This is a genomic window from Oligoflexus tunisiensis, from assembly GCF_001748245.1.
GTDB classification, from domain to species: Bacteria; Bdellovibrionota_B; Oligoflexia; order Oligoflexales; family Oligoflexaceae; genus Oligoflexus; species Oligoflexus tunisiensis.
Map to the genome: position 1 here is coordinate 4,996,464 of NZ_BDFO01000001.1, position 21,728 is coordinate 5,018,191.

The window sequence follows — 21,728 nt, forward strand, 5'->3', positions numbered from 1 at the left end:
TCGTTTTTTCTCACCTGCTGTTTTCATATGTCGTCAAAACGCCTGCGAAAGAGTGAGTTTAACATTGCGTCCCGGTTCAAAGTCAGTCGTTTCAAGGACGCCAAAGACAGGATGCACGGTGACGCCCGTTCGGGATGCATGAGATGCATAGTGTTTGTCGAAGATATTGTCTATCCCAAAAATAACCGAGGTCTTATCCCAACCATTTTGTGGCTGCCAATTGAGGGACACATTGTGAACTTCATAGGGCGCTTTTTTCTGGGCACCGGGTGCATGATCCTTTTCCTCCAGGACGAAAAGAGCAGACCAGGAGAACGCGGTTTCAAGGCTGGGCGCGAAGTAATTCAGGGTCACGTTGTAACTATCGCCGAGTTCTCTTTCCAAGGGATAACCCGTGTCATCCAGTTTGGATTTCGAATGACCATAGCCGAGCAGGCCGCTGAAGTTTCCGAGCCCATAGTGAAAGCTTGCTTCCATGCCCGTGATCTTCACACCCTCGGCATTGTAATCCCAGACCGGAGCACCGCGGCTCGTGTCCGCATCGAGGGGATAATCCTGCTCCTGGACGATATCCTTGATGCGGGTCTCAAAGACATTCAGGCTGAAGGAAATCCGATCGGCACCGAGCACGTCCTTGTCCCGGAAGCGCACACCGCCTTCGGTGTTCAGGCCGGTTTCAGGTTTCAGGTCAGGATTATAGATTTTGTTGCCACCCGACCCGATGAAGATCTGCGAAAGGTCAGGACCTTGAAAAAGCTGAGTCCCGCTCGCATGGAGTTCCAGGTTGCTCAGCACTTTATATTCCAGGCCCAGGGCACCGGAAACATTGTCCCAGGTCTTGCTGTCTCCCGAATGCAATTCGCGGGTGTAGCGATTGAAGCGAACGCCCGGAGTCAAGGCCACGGGACCCACGGCCACGCGATCCTCGATAAACACCGCGGAACTATCGGCCTGCTCCTTGCCTTCGGCGGCGCCGGTCTGCTCATACTTTTGCTTCAGGGTATTGTGCTGCAATCCATAGCTGAATGTCTGCTGGACATCATCCGTGGCGACCCGTGATTGGGCGAGCCAGCGCAACCCGGAGTTGTCCGCCCGGCCTTTGGTTTCGGTGCCGGTCGTGAGGTTGCTTGTGCGCTCCAGGTTCAGAATATTGCCATAGACAACGGCCTGCGATGTGAATCCCGGTCCCAGATCCAGTTCATGACGCAGACTGGCTGTCTGGCGGCTGTATTCGGTGGGGAACAGGAGATCACCGCTGATGGCTTCATTGGTGGCGGTTCCCATATCCGGGCGTTCGGAATAGTCACCCTTGTCTGTGTAGATATCAAAACTGAGTTCGATCCGCTGGCTTTCCGACACATCAAAGCCGGCCTTCGCGAGATGATTCTGCATGCGGCCTTTGCGGCCAAAAGTTTCGCGACCGTTTCCATCCTTGTAGTTGCCGCGATCCAGGAGGTAGGTATACGCGAGCACATCCACCGTGTCCGTAACGCGGCCATAGCCGGTCAACGAATAGGCCATGGCTTTGTTGCTTTGCCAGGCGAGGCGGGCCCGGCCCCCGACGCGTTCCTCTCCGACCAGAAAATCGCGGGCATCCTTGGTTTCAAATTGAACGGATCCACCCAGACCACCATAAATGATCGAGTTGGATCCCACCTGAATATCCGCTGATTTCAAAAGATCGGGATTGATCAGAAGATTGCCCATATGGTGATACATATAGTTATTCTGCACCGCACCATCGATCAGCACTTCCAGGTCGGTATCCTCCTGCCCCCGGATATTGATGCGCTGATTCGTGGAGTGGGTTCCTCCGACATCGACGCCGGGTGTGCCGCGCAGGAGATCGCTCAGATGATCCGCCTGCTTCACGGCTATATCGCTTTCATTCAAAAACAGCGAGGAGCTGTAGATTTTGGTTCCCCATACCTGAACGCGTTCCGCTTTCGCGGGTGCTTCCTTGGCCTCCTCGTTCTCAGGTTCTTGAACGTCCGCGGCCAGCAAGGGTTGGGTGGCGCCCTGCGTCATGAGCAGAGTAGCCAGGAGTTTGATGGACAGTTTCACAAAAATTCCTTTGATCAATCGGTTCATACGCAAACAACGACAGGGCTTCCTTCTGGGCTTCAGCAGCCCAGGGTGGCTCCCCCGTCGATGACGATATCCTGCATGGTGATATGATGGGCCAGGTCAGAAGCCAGAAAAATGATGGCCGGCACGATGTCCGCAGGCTGGGCGATTTTCCCAAGGGGAATGCCCAGCTTGAACTGCTCAGGCGATCCGCTGATCACCTGGGACCGTCCATCCGCGTTCGCCCACATGGATCTTTGCATCGCGGTATCCGTCGATCCGGGGGACACGAGATTGCAGCGAACACCATAGGGCGCCAGCTCCAGCGCTGCACACTGACTCAGACTCACAAGCGCCGCTTTCGAGGCAGCATAGGCGGCCATCTTCATGCGTGGAACATGCGAGGCATTGGACCCCACATTGACAATGGCGCCGGCCCGCTGCCTTTTCAGATAAGGAATCGCGGCCCGTAAAAAATAAAAGGGACCCGATGCATTGACGTTCCAGCAATGATGCCAGTCCGCGGTGGTCAGGTCCTCGATGCTGCCCAGGGCCAGAACGCCCGCGACGTTGACGATCACATCCACTCTTTGATCACGTTCCAGAACGCGGCTCAGGGTGCGCTGCACGCTGTCGGCATCGCTCACATCCAGCTCGATGGCTTCCATGCCTGCGTCCTGCTGCGTGACGTGGCGATCAAAGCCAAGGACGCGGGCGCCAAGGGCCGCAAAGCTGCGGGCCAGCTCCTGACCGATGCCCTGGTTGGCCCCGGTGACCCAAACGATTTTATTGTCAAAGCGCAAGGCTTCCAGATTCATCGCGAATACTTTCCAGTGAAAGGGTTGTCAAGGCATGGTGAAGACCCTGCCCCAGTTCATGCACGTGAGCCAGGCTCAACATCGAAAAATGATCGCCGCTCACCTCCTGATCAAACAGAGGTCCAGCAAACAGGAGTCGATCCGCATCCGCCGCGGCATCCAGCTGCCTCGCCCAGGGACCCTGTTTGTCCCTGGCCCGATAGCGACGAACGGCACCCGTAAAGCGCTCTCGCGGTTGATAGGAGCGCAGCATGTCCAGCTGAGCTTGAATCAGGTCCGGGCGGGCCGCCTGACCATGCAGACCAGCCGGGAATATCCAGTCTCTCGTTGCGACTGGATCGCGATCCAGCGTGAAATAGGTATCCATGAGGTGAAGGATGATCGTCCTCCCCTTTTCATGCAGCAGCCTGGCTGTTTCGTAAGCAAGAATTCCGCCGAAGGAATGGCCACCGATGTGAACGGTTCCCGCCCCGGCATCATGGGCAATCAGGTCGGCAAACTGCCTGGCGATATCCTGCAGGTGACGCTCGGGCGGGAGGGCATTCGCTTCCAGCACCTTGATGGCAACGTGGTGGCCCAGGACCCGACTGAGCGCAAGAAAACTTGTGCTGTCGGCACCGATGCCGGGAACCAGATAGAGTTGAAGCGCATGAGGGGCCTGACTCAGTGGAATGAGTCTGGCATTTTCTTCCATTTCACTGAGAGCCGTGTTCCGGTTGGCCTCAATGAACTGACACAGATCGGCCAGCACGGGATTCTGAAAAATATCCGATGTTCGGATGACAAGATGGAAGGCCTCACTCAAACGATTCGCCACCTGGATCGTTTGCAGAGACTGCCCACCCAGATCAAAGAAATTATCCTCGGGGTTCAGATCCCTGATGCCCAGGATCGACTGCCAGACAGTGCCAACGACCTCGAGCGTCTGATGCGACTGCATATTGGGGGATCGTTCGGCCTTTAAATACTGTTCCACAAGGCGCGGGCGATCGATTTTTCCGGAGGCGTTTTTAGGCAAATGCGGCAGAAAGATGAAATCGCTGGGAATCATCGGCCCGGGCAGCTGCTCCTGCAGCGCTTGCCGGATGTCCTGCCTGGTGGGCGCTTTCAAACCACCGATAAAGGCCACGAGGCGTTTGACGCCTGGCGCAGGATGGAGGCCCTGCACACAGACTTCGTCCAGACCTGGAATCTTAAGCAACTGTGCTTCGACCTCGGCCGGTTGAATGCGGACACCGCTGATCTTGAATTCGTGATCCAGGCGCCCCAGATAAACGAGTCCCGTTGCGTCCCGCCGCACGCGATCACGCGTGGCGTAAGCACGATGCGGCTCGCCCTGGATGGAAACGATCGTGAAGGGGTCATCCTGATTTTCCAAATAGCCGTTGGCCAGAGTGGGACCGAGCAGTAGGAGTTCACCTTCATCGCTGGGGCGGCCGGCCTTGTCACGAATGAGAATCTGGAGTGCCGGCAGAGGCTCGCCAATCGGTGGAATTTCATTTGCGGCGTGCGCGGCATTCAGTTCAACCGTGGTGAAGACCACGGTGGCTTCGGTCGGACCATAGGTGTTGATCAAGCGAATCGAAGCAGGGGCGACCTGAAACCATTTCCGAAGTCCATCCCGGTGAACCGCCTCGCCACCGATGATGACGGTATGCAAGGATTCCGGTAACCATGACGTCTGGTTCTGCAAAGCCAGAACCCACTCGTTCCAAAAAGCTGTCGGCAGATCGAGGACGGTGATGCGATGTGCGGCCAGAAATTCCGCGAAACGGGCCATGGAATCCAGCATGGAGGCTGATCGGAGAACCAGCGTGGCCCCATGGCAAAGACTTAGAAATATTTCCTCCAGGCTGGCGTCGAAATGCAAAGGTGCGAATTGCAGAACCTGATCAGCCGCTGTTATTTTGTAACGCTGGTTGGCGGCACTGATAAAATGATTCAAAGCGGCGCTGCTGAGTTTCACACCCTTGGGGTTGCCGGTTGAACCGGATGTGAACATGATGAGCGCAGTGCCATCGGCGGACTGCTGACGCTGGGCGGAGCCCGTCGCTTGCAGGTCCTGGCCGTTCACCACAGAAAATTTTTTGAAATGCTCGTGATCACAGCCCTGATCCAGAATCAGGAGAGCCGGGTTCAGCTGATTCAGGATCGCCTCCTGTCGCGGCCACGGCTGCCCCGGATCCAGTGGGGCACAGATGCAACCGGCACGCAGGACCGAGAGCATGGCAAGAATCGCATCCGTGGAACGGGACATGATAAGACCGACGCGATCGCCGGGCTGAAGACCGAGCCCCAGCAAAAACTGGGCGCCGGCTTCCATTCGCTCCCGCAGGACGCGATAGCTGATCGTCACGTCGCCCGTTATCAGCGCCGGCTTTTCACCATGAAGCTCACATTGGGTGTCGATCCAGTCCATGAAATGACCCGCTGCAACCTGATGGGATTCTCCCGAGATGAGGCAGGTCTCCAGCTTCTTCGCGGTATATGTCTGCAAAATCCCGGCGACGGTGGACTCAGGTTGGGGCAACCAGAGCTGCAGAAGATCCAGGAATTCCGTCTGCAGCTGGGCCAGCCTTGCCTGGGAATAAAGCTTGGGATGGCCGTCGGCAAACAGCTGGGCCCCTGCACCGGCCGCATCAAAGGCGAGGCCGAGACTGAAATTTTCCACCGGTCCCGGGCAGATGCTGTGACTGATGGCGCTGATCGGCCCCTGACGAAAATTCCGCGCAAACGGCTGAATATTGATCACCGTCGCGAACAGCCGATCCTTCCGGCCGGCTTTGCGCATGTCACGGGCCAGCGCTTCATAGCGATGGAAATGATATTTTCTGGTCGCCCGAATTTCCGCCTGCAGGCGCTGGGAAAGATCGATGAGAGTATCCTCATCCCGGAGTTCCACACAAAGCGGGATAATATTCATTTGCATGCAGGGGATTTGCAAAGACCGGGACCCCATGCGATTCATAACGGGCAAGCCCAGCACAAGCCTGCGTTCCCCTGTGGCCAGGAGCAAATGAAGACCGAGAGTCGCGAGCAAGGGTTCCAGCCGTGAGGTCCGCGCGGATTTTTCCAGCTGCGCCAGGCCCTGCCAGAGATCATCCGGAAGAACACAGGCCTGTCGATGAAAGCCGGACATCAATTCCGCCTCGCCCTCCGCAAAACTTGCCGGAACATGGGATCCGTCCAGACGTGAAGCCCAGAATTCCCTGGCCTTGTCGTGGTAGCCTTGCGCCAGGCGCGCCTCTTCTTCCACCAGCACGTCACGGAAATCCGGGATGTCACAGGCCTGGGACACCGGGCTGTTATCCTGAAGGTTGGCAAGAATCGTGACGATCCTTTGAAACAAAAGACTGTAGCCAAAGCCGTCGATCGCAATGTGATGGATTTTGGCATAAAGCCAGGTTTTCCCGGAGCCCGAAAAAATAACAAAGGCGCAGGGCAGTTCGGTCGCCAACAGGAAGGGCTTTTGCAAATCGGTCTGTGCAAAACTTCGGATATAATCCAGCGCTGCGGTTTCAGGTGCCAGGGTTTCCACACGAACGGGTGCCATCGTCCCTGCTCCCATCCTCAGCGCCTCCGTGCCTTCCTCGCCGTAGAAAGCCTGAAGGCATTCCGCTTCGCTGACAGCCAGCTGAACAGCCTTTTGCAAAAGCACGGGGTCGATACCGGTCGCGAATTCAAGGCATTCCGCGGTATTGTAAATCGCCTTGTCGGCGGCCAGAGCATGACCGATCCAGATGCCTTCCTGGGCTGAACTCAAGCGTGCCATCATCGGGCCTCAATCCTCGTTTGAATAAGTTGCCACCAGGAATTCAGCGTCGGATTCTGAGCGAGTTCCACGAAGCTGACATCCACGCCTGATTTGGTCCAGGCCTCCATCAGCTGCATGACCTGCATCGAATCCATGCCGAAATCGATGAGACTTTCGTCGGGATCGAACTCCTCTTCCTTCAGCCGGAGCAGATCCAGAATCTGGTTCTTCAACACCTGATAATTCATGGTTTGTCCATCTCTCATGCCTGCCATCCCAGGTCCCTGGCGGCGATGACCCGGCCGCAGCGTCCCGCCACATAGCGGAGGGCCATCATATGCTCGTCCATCGAAAAATCCGCAATGGCATCACCGATCACAAAAGGCTTGATATCACGCATGAAGGCATCGACTGCGGTCATCAGACAGCCGATATGCCCGTATATGCCGCAGATCAGAATTTGATCCCGCTGCATCTCCTGCATCATGCTTTGCAAGGAGGACCTTTGAAACGCGCTGTAACGCCACTTGGTAAGCACGATATCATCCTGATCCGGAGCCAGAGCCGTGACGATGGCCTGCAGCTCCTGCCGGTTGTCGATGCCAGGTCCCCACATGTCATTCAATAGGCCGCGATCCTCGGGAGTCTGGTTGATGGGCTGAGCGGTATAGATCACGGGAATTCCCTGCTGCTTGCAGGAAGTGCGAATACCCTGGATACGCTGCAGAAGATCACGCACCAGCTGGCTTCCCGGGCCATAGAATTCCAGAAAGTAGTCCTGCACATCATGAATCAGCAAAACCGCACGTTCAGGATGGAAGGCCCAATTCACCTTGCTGCTGGGAAACGAGCTGGCATCGGGCAGGTCATAGCTGGGAATTCTTGGAATGCTCATACGGGAGTCTCCTGCTGACGAAGGGCGGAATCAATATGCTGGCGCAAGGCTTTCTTATCGATCTTGCCGACGGCTGTGGTCGGGAGCCTCGGAAGGACTTCGATGCGATCAGGAAGTTTGTATTCCGCAAGGCCCTGGGCTCTAAGAAATTTTCTGAGAGTGAAGATGGTGGGTGCTTCCTCATGGCAAACCACGAAGGCACAGGTTTTCTCGCCAAGCCCCGGATCAGGCATGGCAACGACTGCGGCCTGGGCGATCTGCGGATGGGTGATGAGAACCTCTTCCAGTTCCTCCGCTGCGATCTTCTCGCCGCCCCGATTGATCTGATCCTTCTCGCGACCTTCAACCATCAGGTAGCCATCCGTTGTTTGTCGCACAAGATCCCCGGTTCGATAAAAGCCTTCGCTATCGAAAACTTTGCTGTTGTGCTCCGGAGCCTGAAAATATCCGCGCACCGAATAAGGTCCGCGCGTCAGCAACGCGCCCAGTTCACCCACGGGAACGGGCTGCCCCTCAGCATCGACGATTCTGATTTCATCCGCCTCACTCATGGGGCTCCCCTGCGTGTGGTGGCGATGCCAGGCGTCATCCGTGAGTCTTGTATAATTGACGAGGCCTTCCGCCATGCCGAAAACCTGCTGCAAAACCACAGCCAGCTCCGTCTCCAAACGCTGGGCCAGGGCTGCCGACAGGCGCGCGCCGCCCACCTGAATGAGGCGGAGACTTTGCAGCTTCTCCTTATGCTCCGGAGCCGCGTCGAGCCAAAGATTCACCAGAGGCGGAACCAGGGAGGTCATCGTCACCTGATGCCGGGCGATCAGAGGGAAACAGGTCGACGGCGCCGGATCAGGTGCGAGCACGACGGTGCCGCCACGATACCAGACACCGAGCGCGCCAGGTGAACTCAAGGGGAAGTTATGAGGTGCCGGCAAAGTGCAGAGATAAACCGTCGTATGATCCAGCTCACAGATCTCGGCGCTGCGGCGGACCGAGTAGTAGTAATCATTGTGCGTGCGTGGGATCAGTTTGGGAATTCCCGTGCTGCCACCGGACAGCTGAAAAAAAGCCACCTGATCGGGATCCCTGTCCGGCAGAGGGATGGCGTCATCGGCGGCCGTATCCGCCGTCTGCATCAGCTCCTGGATATCTTTTTGAAAAACCACTTTCCGGATACTGCCACAACTTTCCTGTACGGTTTTCAAAAACGTTTCGTCGCGAAACAGCGCGTGCTCCTCTGAAACGATCAGAAGACTCGGCTTGATCTGTTCCATGTAGGCGCTCAGCTCCCGCCGGCTATGCGAATAAAGGGCGTTGAGCGGCACCACACCGAGTTTCAAAAGCGACCAGAAGGCCAGGTAAAACGCAGCGGAATTCGGCAGATGCACCAGGGCGGTGTCGTGCGGCTTGATGCCGGATGCCGCAAGCTGCTGCGCCAGCCGATCCGTGGTTCGGTTCAATTGTTCATAACTCAGCGCCTGCGTTCCGGCGATCAAGGCTATCTTATCCGGCTGCTCGCAGCACTGCCGATCGAGTATGTCCTGCAGGGGTTTGTCCAGCCAATAGCCTTTTCTTTTATATTCCTGCACGAATTCGGAGGGCCACGCGGTAAATTCCACTGTCATCGTCGAATGCCTTCCTTTCAGGAAATAAGGTTGAACGCATGGAGCATGGTGCCAATCTTTGTGTTGGTTTCATCCCACTCCTGGCGCGGATTCGAGCCGGCAACGATGCCGGCGCCGGCATAGAGTTTCACAAAGTTCGCCTTCACCAGTCCGCAGCGAATCGTGACGACCCATTCCCCATTGCCGTCTCCATCCATCCAGCCCACCATGCCGGTAAAAAGTTCGCGATCAAAGGTTTCGAGTTCCTTGATGGCGGCTTTGGCCATATGCGGAGGAAAGCCACAAACCGCGGGCGTAGGATGCAGGGCTTCGGCCAGACGCAGGGCCGTCAGCCGCGGATCGTGGACCATACCGTGAATGCGGGTCGAAAGGTGCCACATCTGAGGCGTGCTGATGACCGACGGCAGCGCGGGAACGTCGAGCTCCTCACAGGATTGTTCGAGAACCTTGCGAACCTCGTCGACCACAATGCGATGTTCATGGAGATCCTTGGCTGATTGTTTCAGGTTCGCGGCCAGTTCCTGATCGCGCAGGGGATCCGGATTTCGTTTGATGGATCCCGCCAGAGGATTGCTTTCAATGCGCAGGCCTTTTTTCGCCAGCAGCAATTCGGGGCTGACGCCGATCAGCACGGCATCATCATGAGTCGGTATGGAGAAATGATAGCCATGAGGCTGCGCTTGAATCAGAGCGGCCAGAAGCGAAGGGATGTGAACGTCCTGATCCAGTTCCATTTCCAGGGTGCGCGAGAGTACCACTTTCTGCAGCTGGCCGTGATGGAATTCATCGAGCAGGCGGACGACCGCTTTTTGAAAATTGTCCGGCGTGGGCTGGGTTGTTTGCCGCAGGATCCGGCTCTGCCTTAAGCCTGGCGCGGTGAGCGCGGTGGCCTGCAGAGGGAGTCTTTGGTAACTTTCAGGAACAATCATAAGGCCAGGCTGCGCCCGATCGAAAGGCAACGCACCGATGACGATAGGATTTTCCACTCCGCCCTTGCGGGCCTTTTGCAAAACTTCGTCAATCGTAGTATGGAGATCCGCGGCGGGATGGGTCGAGCTGTTCTCCGTCCGAATCGATTCATAAACGCCATGAGTGATCAGGGCCAGCTGATGCGAGGAAAAAAAATACGACTGCCTGGCCTCAAACAAGGCCAAAGGGCCGGGATGCAGCACCTCTTCGCTCAAAACTGTTCTCCACAATATGTCTATTTTGTTCCATGAGGACAGGAACTTACGTTCCGAAACCTCACTGAAAAGTCACCACGCTACGAATTTATAATGTAATTGATAATCATTGTCATTATCAATATATTGCCTGGGCTAACTCCTGGCGTGAGCAGCCCAGATTGCTGAGCAGCATTGTCATCTTTAAGGATTGAATTCGTGATGGAACCAAAAGCATTTCGTACCAGCGCACAACCTGTCCTGGTTTTGGCGACAGTCTTAAATTTCGTGTCGTTAGGCAGCTTTATGATGGTCATGCCCCTGGGCCCCGACCTGGTGCGTGAGATTGGATTGAACGCCAACCACACGGGCCTATTGAGTGGTGGAGCCACGTTCATTGCTGCGGTTTGCGGCTTTTTAGCGGCTCCCTATCTGGATCGCTGGCCGCGCAAATTTTTGATCGGTCTCTTCTTTACCATCCGTTCCCTGCTTATCCTCGGCTGTGGCGCTGTGAATAATGCCGAAAGCCTGATCGCGCTCTTTTTGCTCTCGGGCTGTGTGAATGGACCAGGCATTGCCGTGCTGATGGCTTCCGTGATTGATGCCACGCCTCCAGCCAAACGCGGTCAGGCCATGGCGTTTGTCAGCAGCGCGTTTTCCCTGGCTGCGATCATCGCGGTGCCTCTCTCTTTGGAAATGGCACGCTGGTCGAGCTGGCGAACGCCGTTTGTGGTGTTTGGTCTTTCCGGTTTGCTGCTGGCCGCGGCGGCCTGGATTTTTTTTCCCGCGCAGCGCCCGTCCTCGGCACCAGCTCAGGCCCGGTCATCCTTCCGTCAACTCCTGGCTCCGCAAGCCTTTCGCTGGGCCCTCATGATGGTTGCCATCCAGGTTTTTGGTCACTTCCTGATCGTGCCCAACATTGCCAACTTTTTTGTTTTTAATCTGGGCTTTCCACGAGCGGAATTGTCCGTGCTCTACTTCGTGGGCGGCGTTGCCAGTCTAATCATCCTGCAGCTCTGCGGTCGCATCCTGGATCGGGGCTTCACCAAACCGATCGTGCTGGGCCTCAATGCCCTCCTGCTGTTCGGCATCCTGGGGGGCTTTGTCAAACCGGGTTATATGTCGCTTTATATTGCCTTTACCCTGTTCATGGCCATGAGCTCCGGGCGGACCAGTGTCACCACAGCCATCATTTCAAAAATTCCGGAGCCGCAGCAACGGGCCTCCTTCATGTCCCTGCAGGGAACCGTTTCCAACCTGGCAGCCGGGCTCGCGGGTACCTTTTCTTCATGGTTTCTGTCCCTGGATACCTCAGGCGCTCTCATCGGCATGCCGAGTCTTGGGATTCTCAGCTGCGCCTGTCTTCTGATTGCACTGTATGTTCTGGTGGAAGGGGTGCTGCCGCGCGTGCCAGCGGCGGCTGACTCCGTCCCCGTCACATCCACAGTTCCTGCACCGCAGGCTACACAAGGACAGCGGTCATGAATCAAAGGGAAGCGTCCTGGTCACCTCACTCATGGCATGACCATCCCATCGTGCAGCAGCCTGATTATTCGGACAAACAGCGGCTGCAGAAAACACTCTCCGAATTGCAGAAGCTGCCGCCTCTCGTTGGCCCGGATGAAGTCGAGCATCTGAAGGCCCACTTTGCCAAAGCCGCGCGCGGCGAAGCCTTCATTCTGCAAGGTGGCGACTGCGGGGAACGATTTGCGGACTGCACGCGTGAAATGATTGCCAGCAAGCTGCGCATTCTGAAACAGATGGCCATCATCCTGTGCAATCGCAGCCACATGCCCGTCGTCAAGGTCGGGCGCATAGCGGGTCAGTATGCAAAGCCACGCTCCAGTCCCTATGAAATCATTGGTGGTCAGTCCTTCGCGGTCTATCGCGGTGACTTCGTCAACCAGGAGGACGCGGATCATGACAAGCGCCGCGCGGATCCTGAAAGACTCAAACTGGGCTATTTTCATGCCGCGACCACTCTCAATTACATGCGCTGGCTGGCCCACTGTGAGCCCAACTCTCTCCAGGATCATGATCGGATGCTCGCGGACGATCCTTCGAGTCCTCTGGCCGAAATTGCCGCGGAGCTTTCGCAGAGTGATGAATACGAACGTCCCTCTGGAGCGGAACCGGATTTCTTTACGTCACACGAAGGCCTTCTGCTCCCTTACGAAGCGACACAAACCCGTTATGTGGCTGGCAGAAATGCCTGGTACAATCTCGGGGCCCACATGCTCTGGATTGGGGATCGAACCCGTGACCAGGGCGGCGCGCATATCGAATATTTTCGTGGCATCGCCAACCCGGTTGGCATCAAAGTTGGTCCCGGTGCGGATCCCCGGGATATCTGCCTGATCATGCAGCGCCTGAATCCGGATAATGTTCCCGGAAAAACGGCCTTGATCACCCGCTACGGAAGCCGACAGGTTCAGAGCCAACTGTCGGCGCTCCTTGAGGCGGTGCAATCCGCACGCCTGCAGACCGTGTGGCTCTGTGATCCCATGCATGGGAATACGATCAAGACGTCGACAGGACTCAAGACACGGATCTTTGACGACATCGTGAATGAAATACACGAGACGATCCAAGTGCACCGTGCAGCAGGCAGCCGCATGGCTGGACTGCATCTGGAATTATCAGGTGAGAAGGTCACCGAATGTGTGGGTGGATTCACGCGCCTGTCCGCCGAACAGCTGGCGACCAACTATAAAACCTGCTGCGATCCGCGTCTGAACTCTGACCAGGGCCTGGAACTGGCTCTCCGTGTGGGACAGATGCTGCAGCCCGCATCCATGCAGTTACACTGATACGGCAGGCTGTCGGCCGGCTCTCCATTTTGATAGAATAGGATTCAACTTGGAAAAGCCGGGGGACTTCCTATGTATGGTTACCTCATGCGCCGGCTCCTTTTGGTGCCCGTGACCGTGCTTGGTCTGACCCTTTTGATCTTCTGCATCACCCGCTTTCTCCCCGGTGGGCCTTTGGATCGACAGCTGGCCCGGGAGATGGCGCAGGCCGATACCATCGCCCTGCCGACGCTCAGCGAGGAGCAGCTGGCCGGTTTAAAAAGCTATTATGGAATGGATCAGCCTCTGCTGAAGGCCTATGCTCAATGGCTTGGAGCTTTGTTGCAAGGGGATCTCGGCACTTCGCTACGCTATCAGGAGCCGGTCTGGTCCATGATGCGGGAGCGGCTGCCGGTTTCCCTGCTCTTTGGCTTCGCCAGTCTTTTCTGTAGCTATGGTCTTTGCATCGGTCTGGGTCTGCTCTGCGCGTATCGACCGCAGCACCTTCTGGTCCGCGCCCTGCAGGGCCTTCTTTTGCTCTTCAACGCGATCCCGGCTGCAATCATGGCCATGCTCCTGTTTTTTCTGGTCGCCGCGCAGGGTTATTTTCCGCTGGGGGGACTCACAAGCGATAGCTTTGCGGAACTCAGCGCCTGGGAAAAATTTCTGGATCTTCTCGCGCACGTGACTCTGCCTTTGATCGCATACTGCGCGCATCAGCTTGCGGTTCTCACCTTTATTCTGAGAGACAGCCTGCGTGATGAGCTGGCTGGTGAAGCCGTGCGTATGGCCCGGGCCAAAGGTGCCAGCGCGCGTGAGGCTTTAATCGGACATGCGCTGCCGCTGGCCATCATTCCCATCATCAGCCAGATCGGTCATCAGATCAGTCTGGTGCTGGCCGGTTCCTTTTTAATTGAACGCATTTTTAATCTGAATGGTTTTGGTCTGCTTGGTTTTGAAGCTCTTCATGAACGCGACTATCCTCTGGTCATTGGTCTCCTGACCGTCGCCGGGCTTTTGCACATTATCGGCAACCTGCTGTCCGACCTTTGTCTCTCCTGGGCGGATCCGCGCATTCGCCTGATCAAGGGGGCGCGATGAAACGGTTCTGGACCTTCACCTTGCTCGCGTTTCTTCTCATCAGTTTCTGCGCGGAACTTTGGATTGGAGCGCGACCGCTCCTCGTGCGCTACCAGGATCATTTTTATTTTCCGATCTTTTCCAGCATGAGATCCGGGGAATTCTTTGGCGAGGACTATGCCTGGGAAGCGGAATATCCCAAACTCCAGGAAAAGTGGCAGAACACAGGATCGCCGGATTGGATCCTGATGCCCTGGATCCCGCTCGGTCCTTTGACGATCGATCTTGTTCAAAGTCCACCTGCAGCTCCGGATGTCCGGCACTGGTTCGGCACGGATAGCTCGGGTCGTGATGTGCTCGCGCGGTTCATTTACGGCTTTCGAACAGCCTTCGTGATGGCGGTCGCGTATGTGGCCCTCACCATGGCGCTGGCCCTGGGCCTGGCCTTGCTTTCGGCGCTGAGTCCCGGCTGGGTCGATCTCGTGCTGCAACGCGGCATGGAGATCTGGGTCATGATTCCCTTTCTCTATGTGGCGATTGCGATCGTGAGTCTCGTGACACTTGATAAGGTCTTGCTGGTCGTTATTCTGAGCATCTTTTCCTGGCCTACACTCAGTCTTTATCTGCGCGCGCAAATTCTGCAGGTGAAGGAACAGGATTATATTCAGGCCGCCCGCGTTCTCGGACTTCCGCAGTTGCGGATCATCTGCTTTCATATTCTGCCGCAGATCTGGCCTTTTCTCCTGTCTTTTCTTCCGTTTGTTCTGGCAGCTGCGCTCGTGACACTGACATCCCTTGACTTTCTCGGTTTTGGTTTGCCACCGCCGGAACCCAGCTGGGGCGATCTTTTGCAGCAGGCTCTTGAAAGGCCTTACGCCTGGTGGATCGCAGCGCCCGTTCTGGTGGGGCTATTTGTTGTCTTGACAGCGGTGACAGTGATCGGCGAAGCTATCCGAAACAAGCAGAATCCCAGGCAAACACAAAACCAGTGAGATCATTATGGTCCGGTGGGTCGTCCATTGCCATGTTCTCGCGCTCAGCTTCGCGTTCGCGAGCGGGATCACAACCCTGCACGCGGCGGAGCCACCGGCCACGCTGCGCTGGGAAACCAACGATAAACCGCAGCCGATCGGCAGTCCCAAGGCTGTCACCGGCGGTCGCATTACGGGTTACATTGATACCTATCCCCTGACTTTGCGTCAAGTCGGTCCGGACGCCACCGGAGCCTTTCGCGTCCTGCTCGATGAAAACGATATGTCGCTCGTCACCATGCATCCGAACACGGAAACCTGGATCCCGATGCTCGCCAGTCACTGGGCTTTGGATCCTGATGGCCGGACGGTTTACTATCGCCTGAATCCTGCTGCCCGCTGGTCGGATAAGCAGCCGGTCAAGGCCACCGACTATGCCTTCACACTGGAATTCATGCGTTCGCCGCATATTCAGTCGCCCTGGTCGAACGAATATTACACCAAAACCATTGAGGGCATTCAAACCTTTCAGGAAAAGGCCGGAACCGAGGTGATCTCGATTCGTCTTAAGGAACCGACCCTGGATCGCATACTGAAGACCAACATCAAACCCATGCCGCGGCATTTCTATGGCAAACTGGATGCCGGTTTTGTGACGAAATTCAACTGGAAGATTCCGCCCAATGTCGGACCCTATACTTTAAGCACGCTCGATAAAGGCCGGCGGGTCGTCTTCAAACGCAAGACCGATTGGTGGGCGAAGGATCTGCCTTACTTCAAGCATCGCTTCAATGTCGACGAAGTGGTGCTGAAGGTGGTGCGGGACATTCAAATCGCCTTTGAGTATCTCAAGGCTGGACAGCTCGATATTATGACCCTCACCAATCCGGAATTCTGGAAACCTGGCTCAAGCGATGATGTCTTTGCCAAGGGCTATGTGCATAAGCTGCAGGCATACAATGATCAACCGCGTGCGGATTATGCTCTGATTCTGAACTCCAGTTACGGACCCTTCCAGGATCAGCGTGTGCGCCAGGCTTTCGCTTATGCGATGAATGTGCAGCGGGTGATCGATGAGCTTTTGAAGGATGGTTATCAGCGGCTCCAGGGGATATCCCAAGGCTATGGCAGCTTCACGGCGCCTGGAGTGAAGGCTCGCCCCTTTGATCTGGCCAAGGCCGATGAACTATTCAAACAGGCTGGCTGGGACAAGCGCAATAGCGAAGGCATTCGGGTGAAGGATGGCCAGACGCTGACGGTCACCCTAAGCTATGCCTTTCCCAATATGACCCCGCGCTTTGTGATCCTGCAGGAGGATGCGCGCAAGGCCGGTATTGACCTCAAGCTGCAGACGATGGACCCTGCCCTGGCTTATAAAAGCTTTCGTGACAAGGCGCATCAGATTGCTTTTTTCTCCTGGAGCATTCCGTATCGTCCCGAGTACCGCTCGCGGTTTCATTCGAGTTTTGCGAACAAACCGCAGACCTCGAATTTTTCCAATACGGCGAGTCCAGTCCTGGATCAACTCATCGAGGAGTACGAACATGCCAGCGATGACCGGAAGCGGATCGAAAAGGCTCATGCGATTCAGAACTTTGTATTTCAGGATTCCAGTTACATCCCACTCTTTGAAGTCCCCTACTACCGTCTGGCCTATTGGAGCTGGATCCAATTTCCAGAAGTTCCAGGCACGAAAAGTACTGACGGTTTACCTTTCTTCGACAGTGCAACGGGGGGACTCTTCTGGGTCGACAGAGATCGGCAAGAATCTGTTATGGCAGCACGAAAACGAGGAGAACGAATCGCCGCTCGAACCTGGATCGACGACACATTTCGAGTGAAATAGGAAAGGGTAAGACCCCGCGTACAGAGCGGGGTTTTAGGGAGAATAGCCGAGGCCGGAGCACCCGAAGGGATCAGGCGACAAACTTCTCCAACACCTTATCCACAGTCTTCAGAAGACGTTCGGGATCGAAGGGTTTCACTACCCAGACCACCACACCGGCTTCCTTTCCTGATTGCTTCAGCTCTTTCGACGATTCCGTCGTCAGCATGCCCACAGGAACTTCCTTGTAACGGTCAATCTGTTTGATCTTGGTGATCATGGTGATCCCATCAAGACCAGGCATGTTGTAGTCGCTGATGATCAGCTGGACGCCCTGGTGTTCTTCAGCTTTTTTCAAGCCGTCGGCACCATCATGAGCTTCGACCACGACATGGCCGCCCTTTTCCAGAACTTCCTTCAGCTCCAAACGCAGCGTTTCCGAGTCATCCGCGATAAGAATCTTGGCCATGGTACTCTCCCTTGCCAGGCTAAAACTTAAGTCAGAGGCACATCAAACGAGAAGGTGGTTCCCTTGTGTTCCTCAGACGTGATCTCGAGTTTCTTCGCACCCAAACTGCGCACGGCTTCGCTTACCGAGTCGAGACCGATGCCGCGACCACTGATACTGGTGGCCTCGTCACGGCTGCTGAACCCGGGCCGCATCAGAAGGTCATAGACCTGATCCAGACTCAGGCTCGGCGCATCGACCGGGTCGAGGAGTTCACGCTTGATGGCGGCGCGGATCACCTTTTCACGGTTGATGCCGGCTCCATCATCCGTGACTTCCACATGCACGCGGTTGCCTTGGGTGATTGCTTTGATTTTGATCCTGCCATGCGCCGGCTTGCCGAGCTTTTCACGTTCCTCGGGTATTTCGATGCCGTGGTCGATGGCATTATTGATGAGATGCAGGAAAATTTCGGTGAAGGTCAGCATTTCATTCTGAATCACCTGCACGCCGGCCCATTCGAATTCCAGCTCCACCTGCTTGCCGAGGGCCTGGCAGGTCGCGTCCTTCTGATGAATCAGCTTGGGTTCCAGAGTGGACAGATCCTTGGTCTTGGCAAAGTTGCCGCCACCCAGGCGTTCCAAAATCTTGTCGGCCTGACGCTTGCCAGGATCATCCAGCTTGCGGCGCAGATCGCTCAGTTCGTGGATGGCGACGCTGAAATCCTCCTGACTGATATGCAGGCCGTGCTGCTTGCCGCTCAGGGCAAAGCACAGGGACTTCATATCGACCCATTCCTTGCGGATGCGATCGAAATTCTCATTGAGCCAGGTCGCATCCACCGGCTTCTTTTGATTGATATGATCCATCAGGGTGTCTTCCATCTGGTGCACGTCATGCTCCAGATCCGAGAACCGCGCGGTGCGGGCGATCCCTTTGATGGCGTGCAGCGAACGGGCAATCTTGTCCATGTCGCGGCTATCGATTTCCCGTTTCAGGCGCGGGAACAGCTCCTCGAAGTCCGAAAAGGTCACTTCGAGCAGCGAGCCGCTGCAACCCTGAATTTCCAGGATCTTTTTCACTTTGCTGTTTTCGATTTCGCGCTGCATTTCAAGGGCGCGACGGGCTTCCACCACCTCGGTGCGATCTTCCAGGACGATCATCAGTTTTTCAACGATGTTCTCATGGGTGATTGGATGATAGGTGATGCCGATCCAGATCGACTTCAATCCATCCGGGGTCTGCCGCGTGTATTTCACCTCACGGGGAAAATGCAGCTTGGCCAGGTCGAACCAAAGAGTATCACCACCGATGCAATCTACGACCTGCATGGCGCCTGTGCGTTCGATCGGATCGAGGTTGTCCCAGATGGGTTCGAACAGAACCTTTTCGATATGCTTGCCGGCGAGCTTGTTGTCGCCGAGCAGGAATTCGGAGTAAAGGGAATAGGGCCACTCGATTTCACCGGCCGAGTTCACCGTGAAAATGCCGAGCGGAATGGCCGAGAAGATCTGCGAGAGTTTCTTCTCGAATTCCTTGACCTTGCTGATATTCTTGCCAAGGACCTTGATTAATGGACCGCGGCGTTCGCTGATCTGTGCGAACTTGCTGATGGTCCAAAGGTATTCCGCCTGGTGTCCGTTCTCATCGATACAGGTCAACTCGAACTGGAGCTGCTTGATGCCCAGGTCCTTGAGCAGCACGGATATCCTGGATTTAAAGATATTCTTGCTTTCAATGGTAAAGACATCATAGACGTTCTTGTTGAGCAGGCGCTCATAGTCGCAATTCAAAAGCTTGGAGCATTCCGTATTGCCCTTCAGAATACGTCCCGTGCGATCCATGATGGCAAAAAGGTCGGGCAGGTTCTGAATGATCTGTTCCGAAGACGACTTGCACTTTTCCAGTACGGAGATCACATCATGACTGGCACGCAGCCCTTCGGCCGCCACGATCTCGGTGTTCACTTCAGGCCGATTGTCGAGTTTGAGGGTTGCGCTCATAGGAATTCTCCATCTCCCTCGTCATCCGGTTTGTCTTCATCGATTTTGAGCTCGGTAAAATCATTCCAGGAAAGGACATCAAGCACCGACGAACAGGCGAGTTCGCCTTCGGGCCAGGTGATTTTCCAGACGTCATGAATTTTCCGGGGATCGATCTTATCACTAAACACGGCCTCATCGAAGCCGCTGGTGACGAGGGGTATACTGATACCTGTGATGATATTGGCGTTGTTAAAGGCGGCCTTCAGGGCACCGGCCATCAGGTTGCACATTTCGCGCATGTGGTCCATAGCCATACGATCATCGATATCATCAAGTTTCTTTTTCAATTTGTTGGCCAGCATGTTGCGACTGGTCGCCGTATCGAAATGAATCTTCAGAATCACCCGAACGGCCGAGCCGGAAACCAGGATCAGCGACATCCAATGTCCATAGAGAAAATCATCGGAGTTGCTGACCTCTTGCAACTTATGTTCTTTCAACGCGGAAGCACGGACGATGGTGTTTTCCACCCTGTGCCGGATCACTTGTTTCAAGACTTCTTTGACGGCACTCGTGTCCACCACTGCTTTTCTGGCTTCTGCGCTTTCAGCACCCATAACGCATCCTTTAGAGTCGCCCATTTACATCAAAAAATAATTCTGACAGAAGGTCTATCGGCAGGACCTTTAACAACTTTACACCGCATTGCAGAGCCCGTCCGCCCCCCTTTCCAGGCCTACGGAGGGTCTGGGAGGCCACTTAAATTCGTGTGCAATTTTCCCCTAATAATACTATATTCTCAGATAGTTGGAATATATTCAGGCCCTGATTCAGGTTTGAACAGACCCCGCCGATAGTCTTAGTGAAGCACTCGAACGTCGTGGCGAAGTCATTTCGGAGGTGGGGGTTTTTCTTGGGAATACAGAAACGATTTCGTGTACACAAAACAGGCGAGACGATCCAGCTCCACGGGATCATCACGGATACATCCAACCTCAAGGTTCTGGATGAAATGGTATCCGATCGCAATGTTTTCGACTGCAGCCAGGTCGTTAGCGCAAGCTGGAACGGCCTCTTGCGCCTGGATGCCTATCTCAGCAAACTCTCAGGACAGATCACGCTGACCCATATTCCCTATCATCTCTTTCAGTATTTAAGGCTCCTGCCCAATGTGGGACAGAAGTATGTATTAGGCGAAATCGAGCTGACTCTTCTTGCTTCAGCGGAAGGCGGCGGCGCGTATCAGACCCGCTTTTTGAATTCCGCTGTCCTCAATCATATCGCCCACGCGGATCCCAAACCCTTCATTCAATTGGAAGATGGCGCGCAGCTGATCGGTCGCGACAGCTTTATCTGCCCCGCCCGCTTCGGCAGCCGGGATTATCAGCAGACAGCGTTGACGAGCGGCTGGTACCAGCAAAATACCGAGCAGTTTGACTTTTGGTACGATTATGTGTCGTTTGCCAATATCACGCTGTCGCTGGCCATGGACCTGATCCAAAGCCAGGAAGCGACATTGGAATCCCTGCTGAGGGATATCGAACTCGGCGTGACCGCGATTGAGACGTCGCTGGGCCTTCTGATTCCCGAATTCAAAGCGGAAGGAGCCCATAGCCTGAGCGAAGTCGCTCTCTTCGTGCGCAAGGCCTGTGATCAGCTGGGGACGATCCTGGACAAATCCGGCGGCGAGGTTTCCGATGTGCTGGTGCGCATGCAGCTCCTGGCCGGCAGTCAGGATTTCCTGCAGGCCGAGGCGCTCTATAAGCTCCTGCGTGAATTCAGTAATACGATCGGCACGCTTTACCCAACCCTCGCGAGCATCGAGGAAATCGGTGCCAGCACCGGCAGGCAGATCAGCAACCTCAGCCGCATTGGGAAATACAAGGCGCTGGTCCTGGGCGTCGAGGATGTGTCCGAGGAAACCATGAACGCCGTGCGTGAGACTATGGATATCATGGATCCGCTTTCGGATGGCGACTGGATTGAAACGCGCAATGAATTCGTGCAGCACCTGGAATCGGTGGATCAATCTCTCAGCAAAATCATCATCCTTCTTCAGGGCTTCGATCTTCTGCGGCAGATCCTGGAGCATCGCCTGCATGAAAGCGAGGCCATCCAGGACTTCCTGAAACGCGGTGGCGCTGACTGGCGTGGGACGAAGGCCGCGGTGTTCAGTCTCGTCAACCGCACCCTGGTGACCGACCAGGAAAAATATTCCTGTGAGTTTTTCATACCCGAAGCGGCCCGGGGCGAGGACAACAATCAAAAGCCCGGTGATATCCTTCTGTTTTAACCTCGCAAAATATCCCTT

14 protein-coding genes and 1 pseudogene are annotated in these 21,728 nt (G+C 55.6%); 6 read left to right on the forward strand and 9 right to left on the reverse strand.

The window, feature by feature from the left end; translation table 11 throughout:
• Positions 1 to 33: 33 nt before the first annotated feature.
• The 6 genes and pseudogenes from OLTU_RS20570 to OLTU_RS20595 all read right to left on the reverse strand — a co-directional run bounded on the left by OLTU_RS20570 (position 34) and on the right by OLTU_RS20595 (position 10,340).
• On the reverse strand, positions 34 to 2,064 hold the full coding sequence (locus OLTU_RS20570) for a TonB-dependent receptor domain-containing protein (RefSeq protein ID WP_176736810.1): 2,031 nt from the start codon (positions 2,062 to 2,064) through the stop codon (positions 34 to 36).
• Positions 2,065 to 2,123: 59 nt separating this feature from the next.
• A complete protein-coding gene (gene dhbA / locus OLTU_RS20575; RefSeq protein WP_245676832.1) occupies positions 2,124 to 2,885 on the reverse strand; it encodes a 2,3-dihydro-2,3-dihydroxybenzoate dehydrogenase in 762 nt (253 codons plus the stop codon).
• Positions 2,860 to 6,660, reverse strand: a complete 3,801-nt coding sequence (locus OLTU_RS20580; protein WP_141734629.1) for an AMP-binding protein — start codon at positions 6,658 to 6,660, stop codon at positions 2,860 to 2,862. Before OLTU_RS20580 ends, dhbA begins: the two co-directional genes overlap by 26 nt.
• Positions 6,657 to 7,534, reverse strand: a pseudogene (locus tag OLTU_RS20585) (isochorismatase). Before OLTU_RS20585 ends, OLTU_RS20580 begins: the two are co-directional and overlap by 4 nt.
• Positions 7,531 to 9,156: a (2,3-dihydroxybenzoyl)adenylate synthase gene (locus OLTU_RS20590; protein WP_141734630.1), complete on the reverse strand. Its 1,626-nt coding sequence runs from the start codon at positions 9,154 to 9,156 to the stop codon at positions 7,531 to 7,533. The pseudogene OLTU_RS20585 and the gene OLTU_RS20590 overlap by 4 nt, the downstream one beginning before the upstream one ends.
• Before the next feature lie 17 nt (positions 9,157 to 9,173).
• On the reverse strand, positions 9,174 to 10,340 hold the full coding sequence (locus OLTU_RS20595; protein WP_141734631.1) for an isochorismate synthase: 1,167 nt from the start codon (positions 10,338 to 10,340) through the stop codon (positions 9,174 to 9,176).
• 201 nt (positions 10,341 to 10,541) lie between these two features.
• On the opposite strand from OLTU_RS20595, the gene OLTU_RS20600 reads away from it, so the two are divergent.
• The 5 genes from OLTU_RS20600 (at position 10,542) to OLTU_RS20620 (ending at position 17,005) form a co-directional block, all read left to right on the forward strand.
• On the forward strand, positions 10,542 to 11,804 hold the full coding sequence (locus OLTU_RS20600; RefSeq protein ID WP_141734632.1) for an MFS transporter: 1,263 nt from the start codon (positions 10,542 to 10,544) through the stop codon (positions 11,802 to 11,804).
• A complete protein-coding gene (locus tag OLTU_RS20605) occupies positions 11,801 to 13,129 on the forward strand; it encodes a 3-deoxy-7-phosphoheptulonate synthase class II (RefSeq protein ID WP_141734633.1) in 1,329 nt (442 codons plus the stop codon). The genes OLTU_RS20600 and OLTU_RS20605 overlap by 4 nt, the downstream gene beginning before the upstream one ends.
• A 72-nt stretch (positions 13,130 to 13,201) precedes the next feature.
• A complete protein-coding gene (locus tag OLTU_RS20610) occupies positions 13,202 to 14,209 on the forward strand; it encodes an ABC transporter permease (RefSeq protein ID WP_141734634.1) in 1,008 nt (335 codons plus the stop codon).
• Positions 14,206 to 15,180, forward strand: coding sequence for an ABC transporter permease subunit (locus OLTU_RS20615; RefSeq protein ID WP_141734635.1), 975 nt, complete (start codon positions 14,206 to 14,208; stop codon positions 15,178 to 15,180). Before OLTU_RS20610 ends, OLTU_RS20615 begins: the two co-directional genes overlap by 4 nt.
• Positions 15,181 to 15,187: 7 nt before the next feature.
• Positions 15,188 to 17,005: an extracellular solute-binding protein gene (locus tag OLTU_RS20620; RefSeq protein ID WP_141734636.1), complete on the forward strand. Its 1,818-nt coding sequence runs from the start codon at positions 15,188 to 15,190 to the stop codon at positions 17,003 to 17,005.
• A gap of 70 nt (positions 17,006 to 17,075) precedes the next feature.
• Here the strand turns inward: OLTU_RS20620 and OLTU_RS20625 are convergent, their stop codons facing one another.
• From OLTU_RS20625 to OLTU_RS20635, 3 genes are read right to left on the reverse strand one after another with little or no spacing between them, the layout of a single operon-like run.
• Positions 17,076 to 17,453 (reverse strand): response regulator, encoded by a 378-nt coding sequence (locus OLTU_RS20625; RefSeq protein ID WP_141734637.1) that lies wholly within the window; start codon positions 17,451 to 17,453, stop codon positions 17,076 to 17,078.
• A 26-nt stretch (positions 17,454 to 17,479) separates the two neighbouring features.
• On the reverse strand, positions 17,480 to 19,435 hold the full coding sequence (locus OLTU_RS20630) for an ATP-binding protein (RefSeq protein WP_141734638.1): 1,956 nt from the start codon (positions 19,433 to 19,435) through the stop codon (positions 17,480 to 17,482).
• Entirely contained in the window at positions 19,432 to 20,034 is a 603-nt protein-coding gene (locus OLTU_RS20635) for a chemotaxis protein CheX (RefSeq protein WP_176736812.1), read from the reverse strand. Before OLTU_RS20635 ends, OLTU_RS20630 begins: the two co-directional genes overlap by 4 nt.
• A gap of 296 nt (positions 20,035 to 20,330) precedes the next feature.
• On the opposite strand from OLTU_RS20635, the gene OLTU_RS20640 reads away from it, so the two are divergent.
• Positions 20,331 to 21,710, forward strand: a complete 1,380-nt coding sequence (locus OLTU_RS20640; protein ID WP_141734640.1) for a hypothetical protein — start codon at positions 20,331 to 20,333, stop codon at positions 21,708 to 21,710.
• Positions 21,711 to 21,728: the final 18 nt, after the last annotated feature.